We start from the raw sequence: 19,219 nt of genomic DNA on the forward strand, positions 1-19,219 counted from the left end.
GAGAGCGCTATTCGCTCACGACCGGATTGCGCAAAATGCCGATCCCCTCGACCTCGCACTCGCAGATGTCACCCGGTTTCATGAAGATCGGCGGCTTGCGCGAGAAGCCCACACCACTCGGTGTGCCGGTGGCCAGCACGTCGCCGGGCTGCAGATCGAGGATGTCCGACACATATGAAATGAACGCGGGGATCTTGTGAATCTGGTAGCTGGTATTGCTGTCCTGATAGGTCTCACCGTTTACGCGGGCCTGAACGCGAAGATTGTGCGGATCGTCGATCTCGTCGGCGGTCACCATCCAAGGGCCGAGGCTACCCGTGGAGCGGAAGTTCTTGCCTGCGGTGATCTGCCGGGTCTGGAACTGCCAGTCGCGAATAGTGGCGTCGTTGAAGACCGAATATCCCACGACATGCGACATGGCATCCGCTTCGCTGATATGACGGCCGCCCTTGCCGATGATCACCGCCAGCTCGACTTCCCAATCGACTTCGTCGGAGAATGTCGGCTTCAGGATCGGCGCGTTGTGCCCCATCATCGTATCGGCGTAGCGGGCGAACAGCGCCGGCTTCTTCGGCGGATCGCGCTGGATCCCGACAGCCTTGATCTCCTCGATATGGTCCTGATAGTTGATCGCCAGACACCACAGATGCGCCGGATCGGGAATGACTGGCAGGAACTCGATTGCATCGAGCGAATGATCTGCAGGAAGATCGGCGAACTGCGCCGCTTCCCCCAGGCGATCTGCGGCGATGAGCGCCTTGAGTGTCGAAACACCGAGACGCGACGCAAGCTCGATCACGTCATTGTCGCGGACGAGGCCGAAGGATTCGACGCCGGAGGCCTTGAAAGAAACGAAGCGCATGGGGTTTCCCGTCTGAATTGCCGTTAGCGCTGGGCTAGGGTCGCCTCCGCAAGGAGGCAAGCGCGCACGCCGCCAAGCGACGCATCCTGCACGGATGTGAAATCCGCGCGACACGCTGCCCTGTATGTCCAGCCCGGCCTATGATCCGGCGACTTCACCCAGGGAGCGGTCATGGCACGTCCACATCTCAGCCATCTCGGCATCTTCGTCCGCGATATCGGGCTGATCGAACGATTCTACACCGGTGTCTTCGGATTGGTCGCCACCGATCGCGGCGTCGGCAAGACCTTCAGGAACGAACTGGTCTTCCTGACCGGCGATCCGCAGCAGCATCACCAGCTGGTGCTTTCGTCGGGGCGCAGCGTGGATGGCCCCAGCACCGTGATGCAATTGTCCTTCATGGTCGATACGCTGAACGACTTGCGCGCGACGCGGGACAAGGCGCTTGCTTCCGGTGCCTCCAGCCTTATCGGCTTGAACCATGGCAATGCCTGGTCGATCTATTTCGACGATCCCGAAGGCAACAAGGTCGAAGTCTATCTGGACACCCCGTTCCATGTTCCCCAGCCATGCGGCGAGCCGCTGAACCTGGATCAGAGCGACGAGGCATTGCTGGCCGAAACCCGCTTGCTGGTGGAGGGGTTGCCCGGCTTCATGCCGCGCTCAAAATTCGTCGCCGAGCTCGAACGGACACTCGGCCGACTCCTTACCCCGTGAGCTTGCGGCCGGCGGCAGCATACTCCACCAGCAAGGGGGCGGGTTCGAGGCCGATCGACCGAGCGGCGTCGATCACCGCGGACAGGCCGATGATATCGGCATGGTACATCGGGCCGCCACGATAAGCCGGCCAGCCATAACCGTGCACCCAGACCATATCGATGTCGGAGGCGCGCTGGGCGATACCTTCCTCCAGGATGCGGGCGCCTTCGTTGATCATCGGGATCAGCAGGCGATCGAGAATCTCGGCATCGGACAAAAGCCGGGGCGCGATCCCCGCGGCCGCTCCGCACTCCGCGATCAATCCGGCGGTTAGCGCCGACGGCGTCGGCTTGCCGGCGGCATCATAGTCGTAATAGCCCGCCCCCGTCTTACGCCCGCGACGACCCTCTTCGCAAAGCCGCTCGATCACGGTCCGGCCGGTCGAACGGTCCGCTCGCCAGCCGAGATCGAGTCCCGCCAGATCCCACATCGCAAACGGCCCCATGGCCATGCCAAACTGAGTCGCGGCCCGATCGACCGCCTCGGGCGCAACGCCCTGCAGGATCATTGCATCGGCGAATTTCTGTCGCGCAAGCATCATGCGGTTGCCGATGAATCCCGGACATACGCCGGACAGAACGCCAACCTTGCCCAACTTGCGCGCAAGCGCGAACGCAGTCGCCACCGCTTCATCCGATGTTGCCTTGCCGCGCGCGATCTCGAGCAGGCGCATCACATTGGCAGGCGAGAAGAAGTGCAACCCGAGCACGTTTTCCGGGCGGGCGGCGGCGGCGGCGATCGCATCGAGATCGAGAAAGGAAGTGTTGGTCGCCAACAACGCCGACGGCGCGATCCGCTCGATCTCGGCGAGGACCGTCTGCTTGACGCCGAGCTCTTCGACGACCGCCTCGATCACCAGATCGCAATCGGCGAACCCTTCCATCGCGTCCGACAGGGTCAGGCCGGACCGGCGCTTCGCGGCTTCCACAGCCGACAAGCGCCCCTGTGCTGCGGCAGCATCGTAATGGGACGCGATCAGAGTTCCGGCGCGAGCGAGCGAGTCTCCCGCCGTGTCGAACAGGACAGTCGCGATACCGGCATCGAGCAGCGCCATGGATATGCCGCACCCCATCGTTCCGGCGCCGGCCACACCAATGCGAGCTATCGGACGCGGCTGGACCTCCGGGCCAAGCCCGGCGATTTTGGAAGCCTGGCGTTCGGCAAAGAACGCATAGCGCAGCGCCGCCGATTGCGGGCCGTCGAGCAACGTCTGGAATTCCGCGCGCTCGACAGCAATCCCCGCCTCGAAATCGCCACGCACGGCCGCTTCGACGCAGCGGATGATCGCGCGTGGCGCTTCCTCGCCGCGCCGCCGTCGCTCCGCCCAGGTACGCGCATCATCAAAAGCCGAGGGCTCGGTGCAAGCGATCTTGTCGGTTAGATCGCGGACGCGTTTGGCAGGCCGCCCCTCGGCGAGCAACCGATGCATATAGGCCTTGGCGTCCGCAGTCAGGTCCTGGCCTTGGGCGATCGCATCGATCAAGCCGACCTCCAACGAGCGGAGCGCATCGACCTGCGCTCCGGACATGAGCAGATCCAGCCCCGCCGCAACGCCCACGATCCTGGGCAGCCGTTGAGTTCCGCCGCCGCCCGGCAACAGACCGAGATTCACTTCGGGCAGGCCCAGCCGCGTGCCGGGCGCAGCGATACGGTAATGACAGGTCAGCGCCACTTCGAGCCCGCCGCCCAGGCACGTGCCGTGCAGTGCGGCCATGACCGGTTTTGCCGAATCCTCGATCTTCGCCTGTAGTTCGAAGAAATCGACCTTGGGCGATTCGACGCCGAGCGCCTTGATATCCGCACCCGCGATGAAGGTGCGCCCCGCGCAGATCAGCAGGATCCCCCGAGCCGCCGGATCTTCGATCGCCTGGACGAAGGCATCGTACATGCCATCCATCAGCCTGGGCGACAGCGCATTGACCGGTGGGTTATCGAGCGTGATGAGGGCGACGCCGTCCTCCAGCGTCAGATCGACCAGCGCGTTGATCGCGGGCATTTGATAATCTCCGGTTTAAGCATCGGTGTCGCGAAGGCTGCGGCAGGCGCTGGTGCAATGCCGATAGTGTAACGATCAGGTCCGGGCGGGCTGGCCGGCGGACATCATTGCCTCCATCTCCGCATGCCAGGCGGCGATCGGCTTGTATCCCGCGCGCGTCTTGCAATAATCGCGCGTGAAGTTGCGGATATCCTCCTCTGGCAGAGTCAGATCCAGCGGTTCCTTGAATGGCTGGGAGATATACCAATCGGTGTCGGCGAACACCTCGATCCGATTGCCTTCGGGATCGTGGAAATAGATCGACCAGCTGTTGCCGTGAATCACCGGTTCCATCCCCTTGGCGTCCGCTTCGACGAGTTGAGCGTAGAACGCCTTGAGCTCGCCCAGCGAACGTACACGGAAGGAAATCTGGTTGATGTTGAGGTGGCTGCCGGGATCGCGTCCGGCGACCAACACGATCTGGTGATGCTCACGCGGATCGCGACTGAGAAAAGTGATCGCTTTTCCGTTCAGCTCGCCCTTGTCGGTGATGAAGAACCCCATCACGCGCGAATAGAAATCGGCCATCCTCGCCATATCGGTCACAAAGAACCCGACATGGCTGAAGGCCATCTGATAATCCCGGCTGGCGGTATCGATCACCCTACCCTCTCCCAAACACAATCAGGACGCCCGCAGGACTGTCCTTCTAGAATTTTAGATGATACTGAAACCGCACGTTCTTGTCTATCGCACGCGCCAGGCAACACGCTCGGATGACCATGGAGAGGCATATGGATCCCGCTGATATTCGACTTGACGGCCTCTGCGCCATCGTCACGGGCGGTGCCAACGGCATAGGCAGGGGTATCGCACTCAGCATGGCCGAATTCGGCGCGGACGTCGTGATCGTTGACCTCGATAACGAAACAGGCCGGCAAGTGGCCGACGAGATTGCCACCGCGGGACGTCGCAGTATCTTCGTCTCCGCCGATGTGATGGACCGTGGCGCGCTTCGCAGCGCGATCGACACGGCGGCACGCAGCTTCGGGCGGCTCGATATCCTGGTCAACAATGCCGGCGGCGGGCGCCCGGTCAAGTTCATGGACCAGAGCGAGCGCAGCCGTGACCGCCATGTCGAATTCAACCTTGGCAGCCTGATGACAGCCACCCATCATGCCGCGCAGCATATGATCGCGTTCGGCCATGGCGGATCAATTATCAATGTCTCCAGCATCGAAGGACTGCGCGCGGCACCGGGCTACGCCGTGTATGCCGCGTGCAAGGCCGCGATGCTCAACTTCACCCGTACGACCGCGGTCGAGTTGGCCGAATTCGGTATCCGGGTAAACGCGATCGCGCCCGATATCATCGTCACCGACGGCTTCGTGAACCAGGCCCCCGGCGCGATGGACCCGCCGCAGGTTGCCGCGCGCGGTCGCTATGTACCGCTGAAGCGCGACGGAACGCCTGATGATTGCGCCGGTCCCGCGATCTTCCTGGCATCCAGGATGAGCGCCTATGTGACAGGTGCGACGCTCAGCATCGATGGTGGAACCTGGGCATCAAGCGGTTGGGTGAGAACGCCGGAGAATGACTGGCGGCTGTTCCCGGATCTGCCGTCGACAGCGCAAGCCACGAAGGAGAGGCAGCAATGACCGTCGAAGAATTGCTCGCGCGCGAGGCGATCCGCCATACGATCGCCCTGTACAACAATGCAGGCGACCGTGGCGCGGTGGACGAGATGATGCGCTGCTTCACGGAGGACGCCGTACTCGAATTCGGGAAAGATCGCCCCGAAGGCTGGCAGGCAATCCGCGCCTATTATCAGGCCATTCTCGACAGCGGCCTGCTGGGCGGCGCCGAACGGCGCGTGGCGCGCCACTATGTCACCACGTCGCGCATAGAGATGGACGATGCCGAGAACGCACACGGCTGGAGCTATTTCCTGCTCGTTCGCGGCGACGTCATCCTACAAACCGGCATCTATATCGACCGGTTCCGTAAAGTGGGCGACGCATGGCTATTATGTTCGCGGCGCGTGAAGCTGGAGCATGACGGGCTGAACGTCTGACTTCGCACATATGCGATATCCGGGCTCCGGCGATTGACCCGCGCCGGCTGCTGCTCACATCGAAACATACCCCAATTCCGGAGCGCACCATGACGGACCAAAGCGACACTCCCGACGGTTATATCTACGAACCTTCGATCAGCGCGTTCATCAACCATATCGGTCGTGTCTATTCGCGGCGCGTGGCAACTGCCGAGGGCGACGAGGTCTGGGCGGCGCTGCGGATCGAGCCGCACCATGTCAACGCCTGGAATCTCTGCCACGGAGCGGTGATGGCAAGCATGGCCGAGGTCGGCACCGCTGGCCCGGGTTGGGATCCGGACGGACCTCCGGTCGTCGCGATCGAAATGTCGATGCAATTTATCGGAGCGCCGAAGCTGGGCGACCTGCTTGAAGTTCGCGGCATCCTGGTCAAGCGGACCCGCAGCCTGGTGTTCACGCGCGCCGAGGCGCAGGTGGACGGCAAGCCGATCTTCACGGCGACTTCGGTTCAGAAGGTCATCGGCAACTGACGCCGCAATCGCCATGACCCATAATCCCCTTTTGCCGCTCGGTCGGCTCGACGACATCCCGGATCCGCCTGCATGGTTCCTGGAAGCGCTCGCTGCGCCATACGAGGCGTTCGAGGTTGCCATGCCCGATGGGCGACGACTGGACGCGCGCGCATGGGGATCCAAGGACGCCCCCGGACTGGTGTTTGTGCATGGCAATGCAGCACATCTCGGTTGGTGGGCGTTTCTCGCGTCTTTCTTCGCGGATCGGTTCCGCGTGGTCTGCTTCTCGCTGGGAGGGATGGGCGGATCGGATTGGCATGATGAGTATTCCGTCTCGCGCTTTGCCGAGGAAATGTGGGCGGTTGCGGATGCGGCGGGCGTGACCTCGCATGCACTTCCACCGGTCGTCGTCGCGCATTCGATGGGCGGCCTGCCCGTGATCCATTCCGCCGCCAATATCGACCGGCCCATGCGCGCGGCCATCCTGGTCGATTCCGGCCTGCCGGGCGTCAGCAATTTCAAGATTCCCGATTATGCCGGCCACCGGCTCTATCCGACGAAAGAGGCGGCAATGGCCCGCTTCCGGCTTTCGCCGGTCCAGCCATGCGAGAACCGCTGGATCGCGGAATATCTCGGCCGCATGGCGATCCGGGAAACAACTGGCGAGGATGGAAGTAGCGGCTGGTCCTGGCGTTTTGACCCGAAACTGTGGGGCGGCGTCCCGGCCGAGCATATATGGGAGGAGCTCGCAGTGATGCGCTGCCCAGTGGCGCTGATCCGGGGCGCAAATTCGCAACTGACCGCCGGCGAAATGATCAGGCGCATGATCGCTGCTTTGCCGGAGGACACGCCTCTGATCGAGATCACCGACGCGAACCATCATGTGATGGTCGATCAACCAATTGCGCTGGTCGCGGCACTCAACGCCCTTTTGGCCGGCTGGGTGACCGGCTTTGACATCAAACCCTAGCGGAGCATGCGATGCGGATATTGATCTATGGCGCCAACGGCTATCTGGGATCGCATCTGGTGCGCCATTTCGTCACGGCGGGACATGATGTCACGGGCTTCGTGCGCAGCGACGACGCAGCATCGCGGCTGGAAGCCGTAGGCGCACGCGCCGCTTTGGGCGACCTCACCGATCTCGACGGCGCACTGGCGCCACTGAGCGAGGCAGATGCCACTATCTATGCCGCACAGCTTATGCTCGACACCGAACGCACGACGGTCGAGGCGATCGTCAATCGCCTGGCGGGCAGCGGCAAATCCTTCATTTTCACCTCCGGTACCGGCGTCCTCTCACAGCGCACCGACGGGGACTGGAGCGAAGACAGCTTTGCCGAGGAGGACGTGTTCGTCCCGTCCAAATATATTGGTGCGCGTAAGCAGACCGAAGATCTGGTCCGCGCCGCGGCAAGCCGCGATCTGCGCGCCTTTGTCGTCCGGCCGCCACTGATCTGGGGGAATGGCGGCTGCCCCGCAATCACCAATTTCTATCAATCCGCAGCACGCACGGGCGAGGTCTGTTATGTCGGGCGTGGCTTAAATCTCTATTCAAATGTACATGTCGAAGATCTGACACGACTGTACGAACTCGTCCTGGAAAGGGGCACGCCCGGCAAGCTCTATCATGCCGTATCGGGCGAAACGAACTTCCGCACGATCGCCGAAAGCGTGGCGCAGGCGTTGGGTGTGCCGGTACGCAGCGTGACGCTGGGTGAAGCGATGGAAATCTGGGACAAGTTCACTGCATTGATCGGGTTGAGCATCTGCAGCCGCTCGCGTTCGCCGCTGTCACGGCGCGAGCTTGGCTGGGCGCCCAGCCCCGACCGGCTCGATATCATCGAGGAGACCCGCCATCCCGCCTTCGCCGCGATCATGGCGAAGCGCTCCTGACCGTCAGCCCAGCGACGGCGTGATACCACCGTCGACATGGATGTTCGTGCCGTTGACGAAGTCGCTGCGCGGGCTGGCTATCATGGCCACGGCAAAGGCGATATCCTCGACTTCGCCGATCCGTGCGACGGTCTGGCCGCTGCCTTTGGCGACATAAGCCTCGGCACGCGCGAGATCGTCCCCCCATCCGCGCTTGGCGGAGAAGCTGGTGAGGAAACGCCGCAGTCCTTCAGTCCGTATCATGCCAGGCGACACCGCGTTGCTGGTCACGCCGCTTTGCGAAAGAGCCTTGGAGAGACTGAGGCTCAGATTGAGCATTGCCGCCTTGCCACCGGCATAGTCGGGCTGTGCCGATGTGGGGGTGATCGCGGCACCGGTCGCGATATTGATCACCCGCCCCCAGCCGCGCTCGCACATTGGCGGCACCAGCACCCGAATGAGTCGGACCGCCGCCACCACATTTGCCTGATAGGTGTTGATCCAGTCGTCCGGTTCGGTCGAGAACCAGGACGGGTCGGCCCGCTCGATGGCGCCTCCGGCGTTGTTCACCAAGATATCGATCCCGCCGAACGCCATCGCCTCTGTTGCAACGCCTGCGGCGCCGGCATCGGTTGCCAGGTCGCCCAATACCACCGCCGCCTTACCGCCGTCCGATCTGATCGCGGCCGCGATGCTTTCCGCTCGCGCCGCGTGCCGGCCATGGACGACCACCGAAGCGCCTTCCATGGCGAGGGCATGGGCGATCGCGGCACCGATTCCGGAACTGCTGCCCGTGACCAGCGCGCATTTTCCGTGAAGTTCGAGATCCATCCGCAAAGCCTCCAGTTCGCCACACCTATTTCATCCGCAAAATGCGGCCACTCATCGTTGACCTACTAGAATTTTAGTTGATAGTTGAAAAACGATCATCTATCACAAATGCGAAAACATAAGGAGGAGAGTATGGCTTCCGCCCCGCTGGCAGATGACCGCATTCGGGTACCCGCGCAGCGTGTTGAACAGCACGTGGTGAAATCGGCGGGCCGCGTCCTCCAGATCCTGGAATTCTTCGACGACATCCGGCGCACCGCCACCGCGACCGAAATCGCCAATACGTTCGGCTTCCCCCAATCGAGCACTTCGCAGTTGCTGCGCAGTATGCTGGCCGAAGGCTATGTGCAGTTCGATCGCGAGACACGACGCTATGGTCCCTCGATGCGGGTCAGCCTGCTCGGCAGCTGGTGCGACGACCGGTTCATCGGCGAAGGCGCGATGCTGCACATGATGAAACGCCTGAACGAGCGCACCGGGCGCGCCGTGTTCCTCGCATGCCAAGTCATGAGCCGGGCGAAATATATCCATGTATATCAATCGCTGATCCCGGAACGTCCGCATCTGACGCTCGGCACCAGCCGCCCGCTCAGCACGTCTGGCGCCGGAATCGCGCTGCTGTCCACGATGGACGATAGCGAGGCGACGCGGTTCGTGCTGCGCAACAATGCGGAGCGTCCCGATAGCGTCGCTACCGCGTCCGTTCGCGGCGTGCTGGCGATGCTCGCGGATGTGCGACGCGACGGATATGTCTGTTTCTTCGATCCGATCCTGTCAGGGGGTGTGCTTGCTGCGCCGCTTCGCCCACGCCCGGGACAACCACGCATCGCCATATGCCTGGGCGATCACATGGATTTCATGATGCGCGATCGAGAATTCCTGACGGAAATCTTCCTCGAGGAAGTGTCGCGGCTTCACAGCGAACAGGCACGCGAAGACGAGGATCGGCCGATCCAGTGAGCGCCGGCCCGCACAGCGTTCGGGCCGGCCACCCGCCTCAGTGTTCGATTTTTAGCGGAATGCCCAGCGCCTGGCCGCCATCGACAATCAGCGTTTGCCCGGTAACATAGCCGCCGTCATCCGATGCCAGGAAGAGCATGGCGTTCGCGATGTCGATCCCCTGCCCCACGCGGCGCAACGGCATCGTCTTTTCCCACTCTGCCAGATAGTCCGCCGGGATGCCCGCCGCGAACGATACGGACATGGTACCGCCCGGCGCGACCGCGTTTACAGTGATACCGTCCGGCCCGAAATCGACAGCTGCGCCGCGGACGAGCGAATTGATCGCGCCCTTGACCGCCGTATATGCCGAAAGGCCAGGGATGCTGTTGCGGTCGGCCATGATCGACGAGGTCAGGATCACCCGTCCTGCCTTGCTCGCCTTGAGCAGGGGGAAGGCGTCTTTCATCAGCCAGAATGCGGTGTTGGGGCCGACGTCCATCGCCCGGGACCATTCGGAATCCTCGGTTTCGTTGAGCGCGCCATGCGGTGCATAGGCCGCATTATGGACCAGGATATCAAGCCCGCCCCATAGTCGCCGGGCAAAATCGACGATCTTGGCTGCAGCGTGGCGATTGCCAAGATCGGCGACGATCAGATGCGCCTCGCCCCCCGCGTCACGCACCGCATCGACCGTCTCCTGGCCATAACCCGCCGTACGCGTGGCGATAAGCACCTTCGCGCCTTCCTGAGCGAAGCGCTTGACGATCGCTTCGCCGATACCCCGACCGCCACCCGTAACGATGGCCGTACGCCCGGCGAGCCTGCCCTGCGCAGCCTCAGCCATTGCTCTTACCCTGCGCGGTGCGATTTTCGGCGGTCATCTCGTCCAGACCCAGGGTTACGACATGCCCGCAGATCGTCCAGGCATTCGCATGGCCAAGTGAATGCGTATCATAAGCGGATTGAAGCGCGTTGTGCTGGCCCTGCGCGTCGAGCGTCAGATTGACCGCACGTTTGGCCATCAGCAGCGCATGGGGGTGCATCCGCGCGATCTCTCCCGCCAGCGCCAGCGCAGCCTCCTCAAGCTGATCGCGAGGAACGACGCGGTTCACCATGCCCAGTCGGTGGGCCTCCTGCGCGTCGATGAAGCCGCCCGTGAACAGCATCTCCTTGGCTTTGCGCGCGCCGAATTCCCATGTGTGGCCATGATATTCGACGCCGCCAATCCCCATCTTGATCACGGGATCGCTGAACCGCGCGTCTTCCGATGCGAGGATCAGGTCGCACGGCCAGGCGAGCATAAGGCCGGCGGCGATGCAAGCCCCCTGAACCGCCGCGATCGTCGGTTTAGGCAGGTCCCGCCATTTGCGCGAATAACCGAAATAATGCTTCAGTTCCCAATTATACATCCGCAGCATGCCGGTGTTCGGCACGTCGTCGAACATCGATTTCCATGGCTCGCTGTCATGCACCTCGGGTGCAATGTCGTGCCCGGCTGAGAAATGCTTTCCATTCGCCTTGAGCACGATCACACGCACGCCATCGTCGGCGACAGCCCGGTCGAACGCTTCGTCCAGTTCCTTGAGCAGCGCCGCATTCTGTGCGTTGCGCTGTTCGGGTCGATTGAGCGTCACCACCGCGACGCGATCGCGCACTTCATATTCGATCAAGCTCATAGCAACTCTCCTTTTCAGCCGGTCCGGTTCGGTGAACCGTACCGGCTCAGCGTTTTCATTTGTTCAGCGTGAACTCCGGGCCGGCGGGTAATTCCACCTGCATCGAAATCACTCCAGAGCGATTTCCAGTCAGATGGCTTCATTCGACGACTCGGAAATCGCGGTGAGCTTAGAGCGGCCGATCTGACTCGATCAGATCGGAAACCGCTCTAGCGCGGCGGCATTCGGATCGCGCCATCGAGACGGACGGTCTCACCATTGAAATAGCCGTTGCGGATCATTTCGAGTGCGAGCGAGGCATATTCGGGCGGCTCGCCGAACCGCTTCGGGAACGGCACCGTGGCGGCGAGCGCCTCCTTCACATTGTCGGGCGCGCCCATCATCAGCGGCGTATTGAAGATACCGGGCATGATGGTGTTGATCCGGATACCCTCGGACGAGAGATCGCGCGCGATCGGCAAGGTCATGCCCACGACCGCGGCCTTGGACGCCGAATAAGCTGCTTGGCCCATCTGGCCGTCCTGGGCCGCCGCGGATGCGGTGTTGACGATCACGCCGCGCTCGCCGTCGATGGGATCGAGCAGCATCATGCCTGCAGCCGCGCGCGAGACGCAGCGGAATGTGCCGACTGTGTTGAGCATCAGCACCCAAGCGAAGGCATCCGCCGGAAATATCTTCACCTCGCCGGTCTTGCGATCGCGGCTGACGGTCTTGATAGCATTGCCGCCGCCCGCGCAATTGACCAGGATGCGCTCCTGCCCGTTCGCGGCGCGCGCCTGCTCGAATGCGGCGGAGACGCTATCTTCCGACAAGACATCGACCCGGCAGAACGTGGCGCCGATTTCGCGCGCAACGGCATCTCCCGTCTCTGCATTCAGGTCGAAAATGCTCACCTTGGCGCCCTGGGCGCGCAGCGCCGTCGCAGTCGCTCGCCCCAACCCGGAGGCACCGCCAGTGACGATGGCCGCCACAGTCTCGTCGATCCGCATAGCACTCCCTCTTGTCCATGTTCACGCAAATCTCGGCGGTGGCGTGCAATGGCGGCGTGCTGAAGACTCATGCACCCCCTCCATTTACGGTGGCCCGACAGCCTCAATTATTATTCTAGAATTCTAGACGAAGGGAGCGATGGGCGCAAGCGGGTCCAATCCGTTTGACAGGTGTTAAATCCTAGAATATTTCACTCCTGTCACCCAGGGGCGACGCGCCCCTCCGTTCATGCGACTCCAGCCGTTGCGCGGCCGAAAGAGAGTTGGCAGCGTCGAGGAGGATGCAAAATGGCCGACAGCAAAGACAGAATTTACGAGCTGCGCTTCTATTCGGTCGAAGCCGGGCGCGATCGCGACATTCGCGGACGCGTTCAGAATGACCTGAAGTGGCTCTTCCCGCGGCACGGGATCCGGCCGGCCGGTGGCTGGAGCGCGCTTGCCGCGCCGGAGCTTCCACTGTTCGTATACATCACGCCCTTTGAAAATATGATCGAGCGCGACCGGTGCTGGGGCGGATTCTATTCGGACCCGGACTGGCAGGAGGTGCGCAACCGCACCAATGCCGGAAGCGAACTGGTAGAGGACTATCAGATCTGGTTCGTCCGCGAACTGACCCAATGGACTTCCGTGGCGGCGACGCCCGACAGCCTCGACGAACTGGTGTTCTTCAAGACGCTGGTCGGAAAGAGCGGTGCCGCAGGTCAGGCCTTGCGCGAAAGCGAATTGCCGGCGCTTGAACGCGCAGGCGCGGTTGTGCAGGGCGCGTTCGATGTCGTGAGCGGCGGCACCCTGCCCGGCTCGATCGCCTTTCTGCGCTGGCCCGACTGGGACACCCGTAACGCGGGCATGGCCGCGCTGATGGACGACACGGCGCTGGCAACGCGTCGTACCGCCGAACGGGGCGAATTCGGACGCCCCCTGATCGGAAGGACCGGGTCCTATCTGCTCGATCCGGTCGCTGTGGACTGGGCCTGAGACAACGATCATGGCATCCAAGCTATACAATGACCCCGCTGCCGCACTGACCGGCATCCTTTTTGACGGGATGACCATATTGTCCGGTGGCTTCGGTCTCTCCGGCAATCCGGAGAATCTGATCCCGGCGATTCGCGACGCCGGCGTGCGCAACCTGACCGTGATCTCCAACAATTGCGGCGCCGACGGATTCGGTCTCTGGATGCTGCTCAACAACGGGCAGATCCGCAAGATGATCTCGTCCTATGTCGGGGAGAATCGGTTGTTCGAGCAGCTTTATCTTTCCGGCGAGCTGGAGCTGGAGCTCAATCCCCAGGGAACCTTGGCCGAGCGCATCCGCGCGGGCGGCGCCGGCATTCCCGCATTCTATACCAAGACCGGAGTGGGGACCGTGGTTGCGGAGGGCAAGCCGATCGAAAGCTTCGAGGGGCAGGACTATGTCCGCGAGACCTGGCTCAAGGGCGACCTGGCGATCATAAAAGCCTGGCGCGCCGATCCAGCCGGCAACCTGATATTTCGCAAGACGGCTCGCAATTTCAACCCGGTCATGGCCACGGCGGGCAAGGTGACGGTGGCGGAAGTCGAAGAGATCGTGCCACTTGGCAGCCTCGATCCCGACCATATCCACACGCCGGGCATTTACGTCGATCGGATCATCCAAGGTGCCCATTATGAAAAGCGGATCGAGAAGTTGACCACACGGCCGCGGCCCGAGCGAGCAAAATCATGAGCGACCTGTCCGAAATGCTGCAAATGCTGGCCGAGCAGGCGGAGCGGCTGCTCGACGACCGCGCAACCGGCGAGCACCTCAAATCATTACTCGAAGCGCCCGGCAGCTTCGATCACGAGCTTTGGAAACAATGCGCGGAGCTGGGCTGGCCGGCGGCGGCCGTGGAAGAACGACAAAGCGGATTAGGCCTCGGCTTCGAGGCGCTGGCGCTGCTGAATGAAAAACTGGGCGCGCATACGGTGTCGTTGCCATTGATCCCTGCGGCGGTGATAGCCGATGCGCTCGCACAGGCCGGGACCGACGACCCGTCCGCCGCCGCGCTGGCTGCGGGCGAGAAGATCGGATGCCTGGCGTTCGGCGAAGTCGGCGAATCCGGCTTGCCCCGCTCGCCGACGCTGCGCCTCGACAACGGAAAACTGCGCGGCGTGAAGGCGCTTGCTCCTTTTGCCGCGATTGCAGATATCGCGCTGTGCCATGCCGCGACGGACGACGGCGTTGCGCTGGTGCTGGTTGCACTGGACCAGCCGGGCGTGACCCGCGAGATTATGGGAACGATCGACAATGCGCGTGCTGCCGCGACATTGCGGTTCGATCAGGCTGAAGCGGTACGGATCGACCAAGGCGAGGGCTTGAGCGCGAGCGTCCGGGCAGCCGCGCTCGCCGCGATCGCGACTGCTTTCGAGCAGGTGGGCGGCACCCAGAGCTGTCTGGCGATGGCGGTCGACTACGCCAAGGAGCGGATCGTATTCGGCCAGCCGATCGGCAAATTTCAGGCTGTGAAGCACAAGCTCTCCGATATCTATACCGATCTGGAGATCGCGCGTGGATGTGCAATTGACGCCTTGGCGTCGGTCGGACGCGATAGCGTCACGCTTCCCGCCATGGCGGCGATGGCCCGGCTGGGCGGCATTCGTGCCTATGAGTTCGCATCGCGCGAGACCATCCAGATCTATGGCGGCATCGGGGTCACCTGGGAGGCAGCACCGCAACACCATTATCGCCGCTCGCGCGCGCTGGCACTCGAGCTGGGCGCGGCGCCCTTCTGGCGAGAACTGCTGGTCGACGATGTTTTCACGCTGGCGGAGATGGGCGAATGAGCGACGTGGAGACACCGGGCGCGGACGAGACACTTGAAGAGTATCGCGCACGCGCGCGTCGCTGGCTTGCGCAGCATGCGCCCGCGTTCAGCGGATCTGCGCGCGAAGGCCTGAGCCCGGCGGAAGATCTGGAGCTGGGGCGGGCGTGGCAGCGACGCAAGGCGGAACATGGCTATGCCTGCATCACCTTGCCCCGCATCCATGGTGGCGGGGGCGGCACCGAACTCGAGAAGATCGTGTTCGCCGAGGAAGAGCTGAGATATGATCTTCCCACTCTCTATTTCAGCGTCAGCCTGGGCATGCCGGTGCCGATGATGCTGCGATATGCCAGCCCCGACGTCGTGGAGCGGCTGCTGCCCCCGGCGATCCGTGGGGACGACATCTGGTGCCAGCTTTTTTCCGAGCCTGCAGCCGGATCCGATTTGGCCGCGCTCCGGACCCGCGCAACGCCCGCAACGCGTGATGGCGTCGAAGGCTGGGTGCTCGACGGCCAGAAAGTTTGGACGAGTTGGGCTCAGCATGCGGCCTGGGGGATCATCGTCGCACGATCTGATCCGTCGGTGGCCAAGCACGCGGGGCTGACCTTCTTCTATCTCAACATGAAATCTCCGGGCATCGAAGTACGTCCGATTCGCAAGCTGGCGGGCGAAACCGAGATCAACGAAGTGTTCCTCAATGACGTGTTCGTCCCCGATGCCCAGCGCATGGGACCGGTCGGCGCAGGTTTCCGGGTCGCGATCGAGACACTGATGATCGAGCGCTATTCGGTTTCCGACGAGTCGCTGAGCGGACCGACGATCGAGAAGTTCGTCAGCTTCGCGGAAACTGCGCGCGTGAACGGTCGGGCTGCGCTGGAGGATGGCGAGGTTCGCGCGTTGATCGCGGATACGCTGGTCGAACGCCAGGGACTCCGTTCGATCCATCGCCGTGCGCTCGAAGCGATCGGGGCCGGACGCGAGCCGGGGCCGGAGGGCGCGATCCGCAAGCTTCTGCTCGGCCGCCGCCGCCAGCAGATCGGTGCCGTCGCGCTCGACCTGATGGGGCCGGCCGGGGCGGCGCTGGCGGACGGCTTGACCACCGTTCAGGATTTCGCCTGGTCGTGGATGGACTCACCGGGGCCGCGGATCGCCGGCGGCACCGACGAAATCCTTCGAAACACCATCGCAGAAAAAGTGCTGGGACTTCCCCAGGATTACCGGCCCGACAAGGGCGTTCCTTTTAATCAGTCACGCTGAACCCGGTCGCAGGTCCGCATTTCGGCGCAACTTGAGGGGTCAGTGCGCTCAGCGCAATCACTGCCCACCGGACGGTGGTGCCTGCTGTCCCTTCACCATGAAGAACGGCCGGCTCGCCATTGGCGAACCGGCCGTCGAATATCACATCTGGCGGAACGGCTGATACCAAAGGTGCAAGGATGCTGACACTTCGGCACCCTGGAACGCCCAAGCGCCGCGCGGGCTCGACCGAGATGCAATGAGTCAAACTCATCGCATCTCGGTATGAGACGCTAGTTGCCGAACCCGAACCGCGCCCGGACACCAAACATCCGCGGCGGACCGTAGCTGAAAGTGGTCGTACCCGGGCTGGGTCCGCTCAGGCTATTGTTGATGTAGTAAGCCTTGTTGAACAGGTTATCCACGAACAGCGTGACCGTGAGGTCCTGCTTGGCGATGTTGGCAAGTTCGAGCCTGAGATTAGCCAGATCGTAGCTCGGCACCGCCGCGACGATCCCCTTCCGGTAACCGTCGGTCCAATAATAGTCGCCCGAAAGCGTCAGGATCATACCGTCGATATTGGCAAGCTCCGCGCGTGCACCCAGGCTGAAGCTGGTCTTCGGCGTATTCAGGAAGATGCCGGAGCTGGTCGCAACGCCGTTCAGGATCGGAGGGTTGCTGAATTCCAGAAACTTCGCATCGATCAGCGAACCGCCGAAGGTGAGCTGAAACCCGCGCGCCGGCTGGATGAAGCCGTCGATTTCCAGACCCTGGACCTTCGCCTTCGCACCATTGATGATCAGCGCGGTACTCGCGGGATCGTTGGACGGATTATTGTCTCCGTCGAGGTTGGCGGGAATGCCCGAGATCTGCCGCTGCAGATCGTTGAAGATGCCGCGATACGCCGCGATGTTGACGCGACCGGAGAAGTCACCGCTGCGCCAGTTGGTCTTCAGGCCGATCTCAACATCGTCCACTGTTTGCGGCTGGTAGAATTGCAGGCCGGAAAGCAGGCCACCCAGTCGTGGCGGATTCGAGCCGCCCGAGCGATAGCCGCGACGTGCCACGGCATAGGTGAAGAGATTGTCGTTGATCTTGTAGTCGAGGCCGAACGTCCAAGTCAGTTTCTCGAACTTGGCGTCGATGTCATAGCGGTTGGCGTAAGTGCGGCACTCCGCGGTCGACTGAAGCGGCGTCGATGCGCCGCCCAGCGTCACGGAACAGACCCCCTGCGTATCCCAGGTGTAGCGCGCCGCCACAGTCGCACTCAGCCCCTCGAGCCCTCCGCCGAAGCTGTAGGTGAGGTTGCCGAAGATCGCCTTGCTTTCTTCGCGATACAGAGTGTTTCCAACGGTCGAAAGACGCCAGGAACCAACCGGGATCGAGGGCGGACGCAAGAAGTCCGAAAACAGGCTGATCGAACCGGTCGGACGTGTCTTCAGATAGAAGCCGCCCACCAGGAATTTGAGCCGATCGTCGAACGCGGAGCCGGAGAATTGCAGTTCGTCGGTGATCTGAGCATCATGGCGCGTAAGCGCCGTGTTGATCAACGGCACCGGCACACCGTCGGTATTGCCGCGCTGGTCAACGGAGGTCTTGCGCCAACCGAAGATGTTCTTGATCGTCACCGCACCCAGATCGATCGTGGTCGTATTCGAAATGCCCTGCAGCCGGGTCCGGTCGAACGCATCGACATCGGAATAGACCTTGCGCGGTCCGATCTGTTGCTGCCGCGCAACCATCAGATCGACATCGCAGGTCACCGAAACGCCGCAATTGAAGGTGTCGTTGATCAACTGCGCGTTGGCGGCTCCGACGATGCCGGCATAGTTCTGGCCGTTGCGATAGGGCGGGTTGGTACCCGCGACCTGGGTCGGGATCACGCCGATATAAGGTCCGCTGCGGTTGAAATAATCGTATACGAACGTATTTTCGATGAAGTCCGTCGGAGCCAGACGCAACGAAACGCGGAAAGCGTTGTTGTGAAGCACATCGAAATCCTTGCCGACGCCAAGATTTTCGGTGAAGCCGTCACGACGTTCGATATTGCCGGCAACGCGCAGCGCAACCCCCTCCGTGATCGGAATGTTCAAGGCGCCCTGAATGCCATGCCAGTCATATTCGCCGACGGTGACCTGCCCATAGCCCTCGAACCGGTCCGTTGGGGCCTGGGAGTAGATCAGCAAAGCACCGCCCGTCGTATTCCGACCGAACAGCGTGCCTTGCGGCCCCTTCAGAACCTGTACTGACGAGATATCATATGTCGGAATGGAGCTGCCGAAACCAGGCAATGGGACTTCGTTGAAATAGCTGATGACCGAAGGAAGCCCTGGTCCGATATTGTCCTTGCCCTGTCCACGGATTGTCAGTGTCGTGTTTGCTTCAGTTCCGGCGCCGGAGAAGACCACACCCGGAACGAGCTTCTGCAGATCGATCGTGGTCTGGATGTTGCGCTCGACCAGCGTATCCGCCGTCACCGCCGTAACGGCGACCGGAACCGTCTGCAGGCTTTCCTGGCGACGGCGGGCCGTCACGACGATGTCCTCGATGGCGTTGTCTGCTTCTGCGCTGTCCTTGGAAACGGCTGCCGGCGCCGCCTCTTGCGCGAAGGCGGGAAAGGCCCCGAAAAGCATCACGAATGCGCAGCTGGCTTTGAGTGCCGCACGGGAACGGGTGGACCGCATCTATTCCTCTCCTGGTCTTTTGTCGCGAACCCGGGAAGCCCG

At 62.4% G+C, this 19,219-nt stretch carries 19 protein-coding genes; 11 read left to right on the top strand and 8 right to left on the bottom strand.

Going from position 1 to position 19,219, the window contains the following annotated elements; translation table 11 throughout:
• Positions 1 to 7: 7 nt before the first annotated feature.
• Positions 8 to 976 (bottom strand): fumarylacetoacetate hydrolase family protein, encoded by a 969-nt coding sequence (locus ACODTA_RS15895; protein ID WP_489066936.1) that lies wholly within the window; start codon positions 974 to 976, stop codon positions 8 to 10.
• Positions 977 to 1,033: 57 nt separating this feature from the next.
• Here ACODTA_RS15895 and ACODTA_RS15900 point away from each other — a divergent pair, with 57 nt between their 5' ends.
• Positions 1,034 to 1,579 carry a VOC family protein gene (locus tag ACODTA_RS15900; RefSeq protein WP_489066937.1) on the top strand — a complete coding sequence of 182 codons (546 nt, stop codon included), beginning with the start codon at positions 1,034 to 1,036 and terminating at the stop codon, positions 1,577 to 1,579.
• Here the strand turns inward: ACODTA_RS15900 and ACODTA_RS15905 are convergent.
• Positions 1,569 to 3,617: a 3-hydroxyacyl-CoA dehydrogenase NAD-binding domain-containing protein gene (locus tag ACODTA_RS15905; protein ID WP_489066938.1), complete on the bottom strand. Its 2,049-nt coding sequence runs from the start codon at positions 3,615 to 3,617 to the stop codon at positions 1,569 to 1,571. The genes ACODTA_RS15900 and ACODTA_RS15905 overlap by 11 nt on opposite strands.
• 75 nt (positions 3,618 to 3,692) lie before the next feature.
• A complete protein-coding gene (locus ACODTA_RS15910; protein ID WP_489066939.1) occupies positions 3,693 to 4,259 on the bottom strand; it encodes a VOC family protein in 567 nt (188 codons plus the stop codon).
• Between the two features lie 131 nt (positions 4,260 to 4,390).
• Here ACODTA_RS15910 and ACODTA_RS15915 point away from each other — a divergent pair, with 131 nt between their 5' ends.
• From ACODTA_RS15915 to ACODTA_RS15935, 5 genes are all read left to right on the top strand, one after another.
• Entirely contained in the window at positions 4,391 to 5,254 is an 864-nt protein-coding gene (locus tag ACODTA_RS15915) for an SDR family NAD(P)-dependent oxidoreductase (RefSeq protein ID WP_489066940.1), read from the top strand.
• The gene (locus ACODTA_RS15920) at positions 5,251 to 5,670 is read left to right on the top strand and encodes a nuclear transport factor 2 family protein (protein ID WP_489066941.1); all 420 of its coding nucleotides are present in this window, start codon (positions 5,251 to 5,253) and stop codon (positions 5,668 to 5,670) included. Before ACODTA_RS15915 ends, ACODTA_RS15920 begins: the two co-directional genes overlap by 4 nt.
• A gap of 89 nt (positions 5,671 to 5,759) precedes the next feature.
• On the top strand, positions 5,760 to 6,182 hold the full coding sequence (locus ACODTA_RS15925; protein WP_489066942.1) for a PaaI family thioesterase: 423 nt from the start codon (positions 5,760 to 5,762) through the stop codon (positions 6,180 to 6,182).
• A gap of 121 nt (positions 6,183 to 6,303) precedes the next feature.
• Positions 6,304 to 7,134 carry an alpha/beta fold hydrolase gene (locus ACODTA_RS15930; protein ID WP_489067121.1) on the top strand — a complete coding sequence of 277 codons (831 nt, stop codon included), beginning with the start codon at positions 6,304 to 6,306 and terminating at the stop codon, positions 7,132 to 7,134.
• Positions 7,135 to 7,145: 11 nt separating this feature from the next.
• Entirely contained in the window at positions 7,146 to 8,060 is a 915-nt protein-coding gene (locus ACODTA_RS15935; protein WP_489066943.1) for an NAD-dependent epimerase/dehydratase family protein, read from the top strand.
• Between the two features lie 3 nt (positions 8,061 to 8,063).
• Here the strand turns inward: ACODTA_RS15935 and ACODTA_RS15940 are convergent, their stop codons facing one another.
• Positions 8,064 to 8,870, bottom strand: coding sequence for an SDR family NAD(P)-dependent oxidoreductase (locus tag ACODTA_RS15940; protein WP_489066945.1), 807 nt, complete (start codon positions 8,868 to 8,870; stop codon positions 8,064 to 8,066).
• A gap of 132 nt (positions 8,871 to 9,002) precedes the next feature.
• Between ACODTA_RS15940 and ACODTA_RS15945 the strand changes: the two genes are divergently transcribed.
• Positions 9,003 to 9,830, top strand: coding sequence for an IclR family transcriptional regulator (locus tag ACODTA_RS15945; protein ID WP_489066946.1), 828 nt, complete (start codon positions 9,003 to 9,005; stop codon positions 9,828 to 9,830).
• Positions 9,831 to 9,867: 37 nt separating this feature from the next.
• On the opposite strand, the gene ACODTA_RS15950 is transcribed toward ACODTA_RS15945, so the two are convergent.
• The 3 genes from ACODTA_RS15950 to ACODTA_RS15960 all read right to left on the bottom strand — a co-directional run bounded on the left by ACODTA_RS15950 (position 9,868) and on the right by ACODTA_RS15960 (position 12,477).
• Entirely contained in the window at positions 9,868 to 10,656 is a 789-nt protein-coding gene (locus ACODTA_RS15950; protein WP_489066947.1) for an SDR family NAD(P)-dependent oxidoreductase, read from the bottom strand.
• Positions 10,649 to 11,488, bottom strand: coding sequence for an enoyl-CoA hydratase (locus ACODTA_RS15955; protein WP_489066948.1), 840 nt, complete (start codon positions 11,486 to 11,488; stop codon positions 10,649 to 10,651). The genes ACODTA_RS15950 and ACODTA_RS15955 overlap by 8 nt, the downstream gene beginning before the upstream one ends.
• A gap of 209 nt (positions 11,489 to 11,697) precedes the next feature.
• Positions 11,698 to 12,477: an SDR family NAD(P)-dependent oxidoreductase gene (locus ACODTA_RS15960; protein WP_489066949.1), complete on the bottom strand. Its 780-nt coding sequence runs from the start codon at positions 12,475 to 12,477 to the stop codon at positions 11,698 to 11,700.
• 288 nt (positions 12,478 to 12,765) lie between these two features.
• Between ACODTA_RS15960 and ACODTA_RS15965 the strand changes: the two genes are divergently transcribed.
• From ACODTA_RS15965 to ACODTA_RS15980, 4 genes are read left to right on the top strand one after another with little or no spacing between them, the layout of a single operon-like run.
• Positions 12,766 to 13,452 (top strand): NIPSNAP family protein, encoded by a 687-nt coding sequence (locus tag ACODTA_RS15965; protein ID WP_489066950.1) that lies wholly within the window; start codon positions 12,766 to 12,768, stop codon positions 13,450 to 13,452.
• A gap of 10 nt (positions 13,453 to 13,462) precedes the next feature.
• Entirely contained in the window at positions 13,463 to 14,182 is a 720-nt protein-coding gene (locus tag ACODTA_RS15970) for a CoA transferase subunit A (RefSeq protein WP_489066951.1), read from the top strand.
• Positions 14,179 to 15,279: an acyl-CoA dehydrogenase family protein gene (locus ACODTA_RS15975; RefSeq protein WP_489066952.1), complete on the top strand. Its 1,101-nt coding sequence runs from the start codon at positions 14,179 to 14,181 to the stop codon at positions 15,277 to 15,279. The genes ACODTA_RS15970 and ACODTA_RS15975 overlap by 4 nt, the downstream gene beginning before the upstream one ends.
• The gene (locus ACODTA_RS15980; protein WP_489066953.1) at positions 15,276 to 16,514 is read left to right on the top strand and encodes an acyl-CoA dehydrogenase family protein; all 1,239 of its coding nucleotides are present in this window, start codon (positions 15,276 to 15,278) and stop codon (positions 16,512 to 16,514) included. Before ACODTA_RS15975 ends, ACODTA_RS15980 begins: the two co-directional genes overlap by 4 nt.
• 272 nt (positions 16,515 to 16,786) lie before the next feature.
• On the opposite strand, the gene ACODTA_RS15985 is transcribed toward ACODTA_RS15980, so the two are convergent.
• Positions 16,787 to 19,126, bottom strand: a complete 2,340-nt coding sequence (locus tag ACODTA_RS15985; protein WP_489067122.1) for a TonB-dependent receptor — start codon at positions 19,124 to 19,126, stop codon at positions 16,787 to 16,789.
• Between the last annotated feature and the right edge of the window lie 93 nt (positions 19,127 to 19,219).

The organism is Sphingomonas sp. FG14, assembly GCF_057809675.1.

Excerpts from the sequence above, each read along its gene's own strand:
- ACODTA_RS15900 (WP_489066937.1), top strand. The coding sequence starts at position 1,034 with ATGGCACGTCCACATCTCAGCCATCTCGGCATCTTCGTCCGCGATATC.
- ACODTA_RS15905 (WP_489066938.1), bottom strand. The coding sequence starts at position 3,617 with ATGCCCGCGATCAACGCGCTGGTCGATCTGACGCTGGAGGACGGCGTC.
- ACODTA_RS15915 (WP_489066940.1), top strand. The coding sequence starts at position 4,391 with ATGGATCCCGCTGATATTCGACTTGACGGCCTCTGCGCCATCGTCACG.
- ACODTA_RS15920 (WP_489066941.1), top strand. The coding sequence starts at position 5,251 with ATGACCGTCGAAGAATTGCTCGCGCGCGAGGCGATCCGCCATACGATC.
- ACODTA_RS15925 (WP_489066942.1), top strand. The coding sequence starts at position 5,760 with ATGACGGACCAAAGCGACACTCCCGACGGTTATATCTACGAACCTTCG.
- ACODTA_RS15930 (WP_489067121.1), top strand. The coding sequence starts at position 6,304 with ATGCCCGATGGGCGACGACTGGACGCGCGCGCATGGGGATCCAAGGAC.
- ACODTA_RS15935 (WP_489066943.1), top strand. The coding sequence starts at position 7,146 with ATGCGGATATTGATCTATGGCGCCAACGGCTATCTGGGATCGCATCTG.
- ACODTA_RS15940 (WP_489066945.1), bottom strand. The coding sequence starts at position 8,870 with ATGGATCTCGAACTTCACGGAAAATGCGCGCTGGTCACGGGCAGCAGT.
- ACODTA_RS15945 (WP_489066946.1), top strand. The coding sequence starts at position 9,003 with ATGGCTTCCGCCCCGCTGGCAGATGACCGCATTCGGGTACCCGCGCAG.
- ACODTA_RS15950 (WP_489066947.1), bottom strand. The coding sequence starts at position 10,656 with ATGGCTGAGGCTGCGCAGGGCAGGCTCGCCGGGCGTACGGCCATCGTT.
- ACODTA_RS15955 (WP_489066948.1), bottom strand. The coding sequence starts at position 11,488 with ATGAGCTTGATCGAATATGAAGTGCGCGATCGCGTCGCGGTGGTGACG.
- ACODTA_RS15960 (WP_489066949.1), bottom strand. The coding sequence starts at position 12,477 with ATGCGGATCGACGAGACTGTGGCGGCCATCGTCACTGGCGGTGCCTCC.
- ACODTA_RS15965 (WP_489066950.1), top strand. The coding sequence starts at position 12,766 with ATGGCCGACAGCAAAGACAGAATTTACGAGCTGCGCTTCTATTCGGTC.
- ACODTA_RS15970 (WP_489066951.1), top strand. The coding sequence starts at position 13,463 with ATGGCATCCAAGCTATACAATGACCCCGCTGCCGCACTGACCGGCATC.
- ACODTA_RS15975 (WP_489066952.1), top strand. The coding sequence starts at position 14,179 with ATGAGCGACCTGTCCGAAATGCTGCAAATGCTGGCCGAGCAGGCGGAG.
- ACODTA_RS15980 (WP_489066953.1), top strand. The coding sequence starts at position 15,276 with ATGAGCGACGTGGAGACACCGGGCGCGGACGAGACACTTGAAGAGTAT.
- ACODTA_RS15985 (WP_489067122.1), bottom strand. The coding sequence starts at position 19,126 with ATGCTTTTCGGGGCCTTTCCCGCCTTCGCGCAAGAGGCGGCGCCGGCA.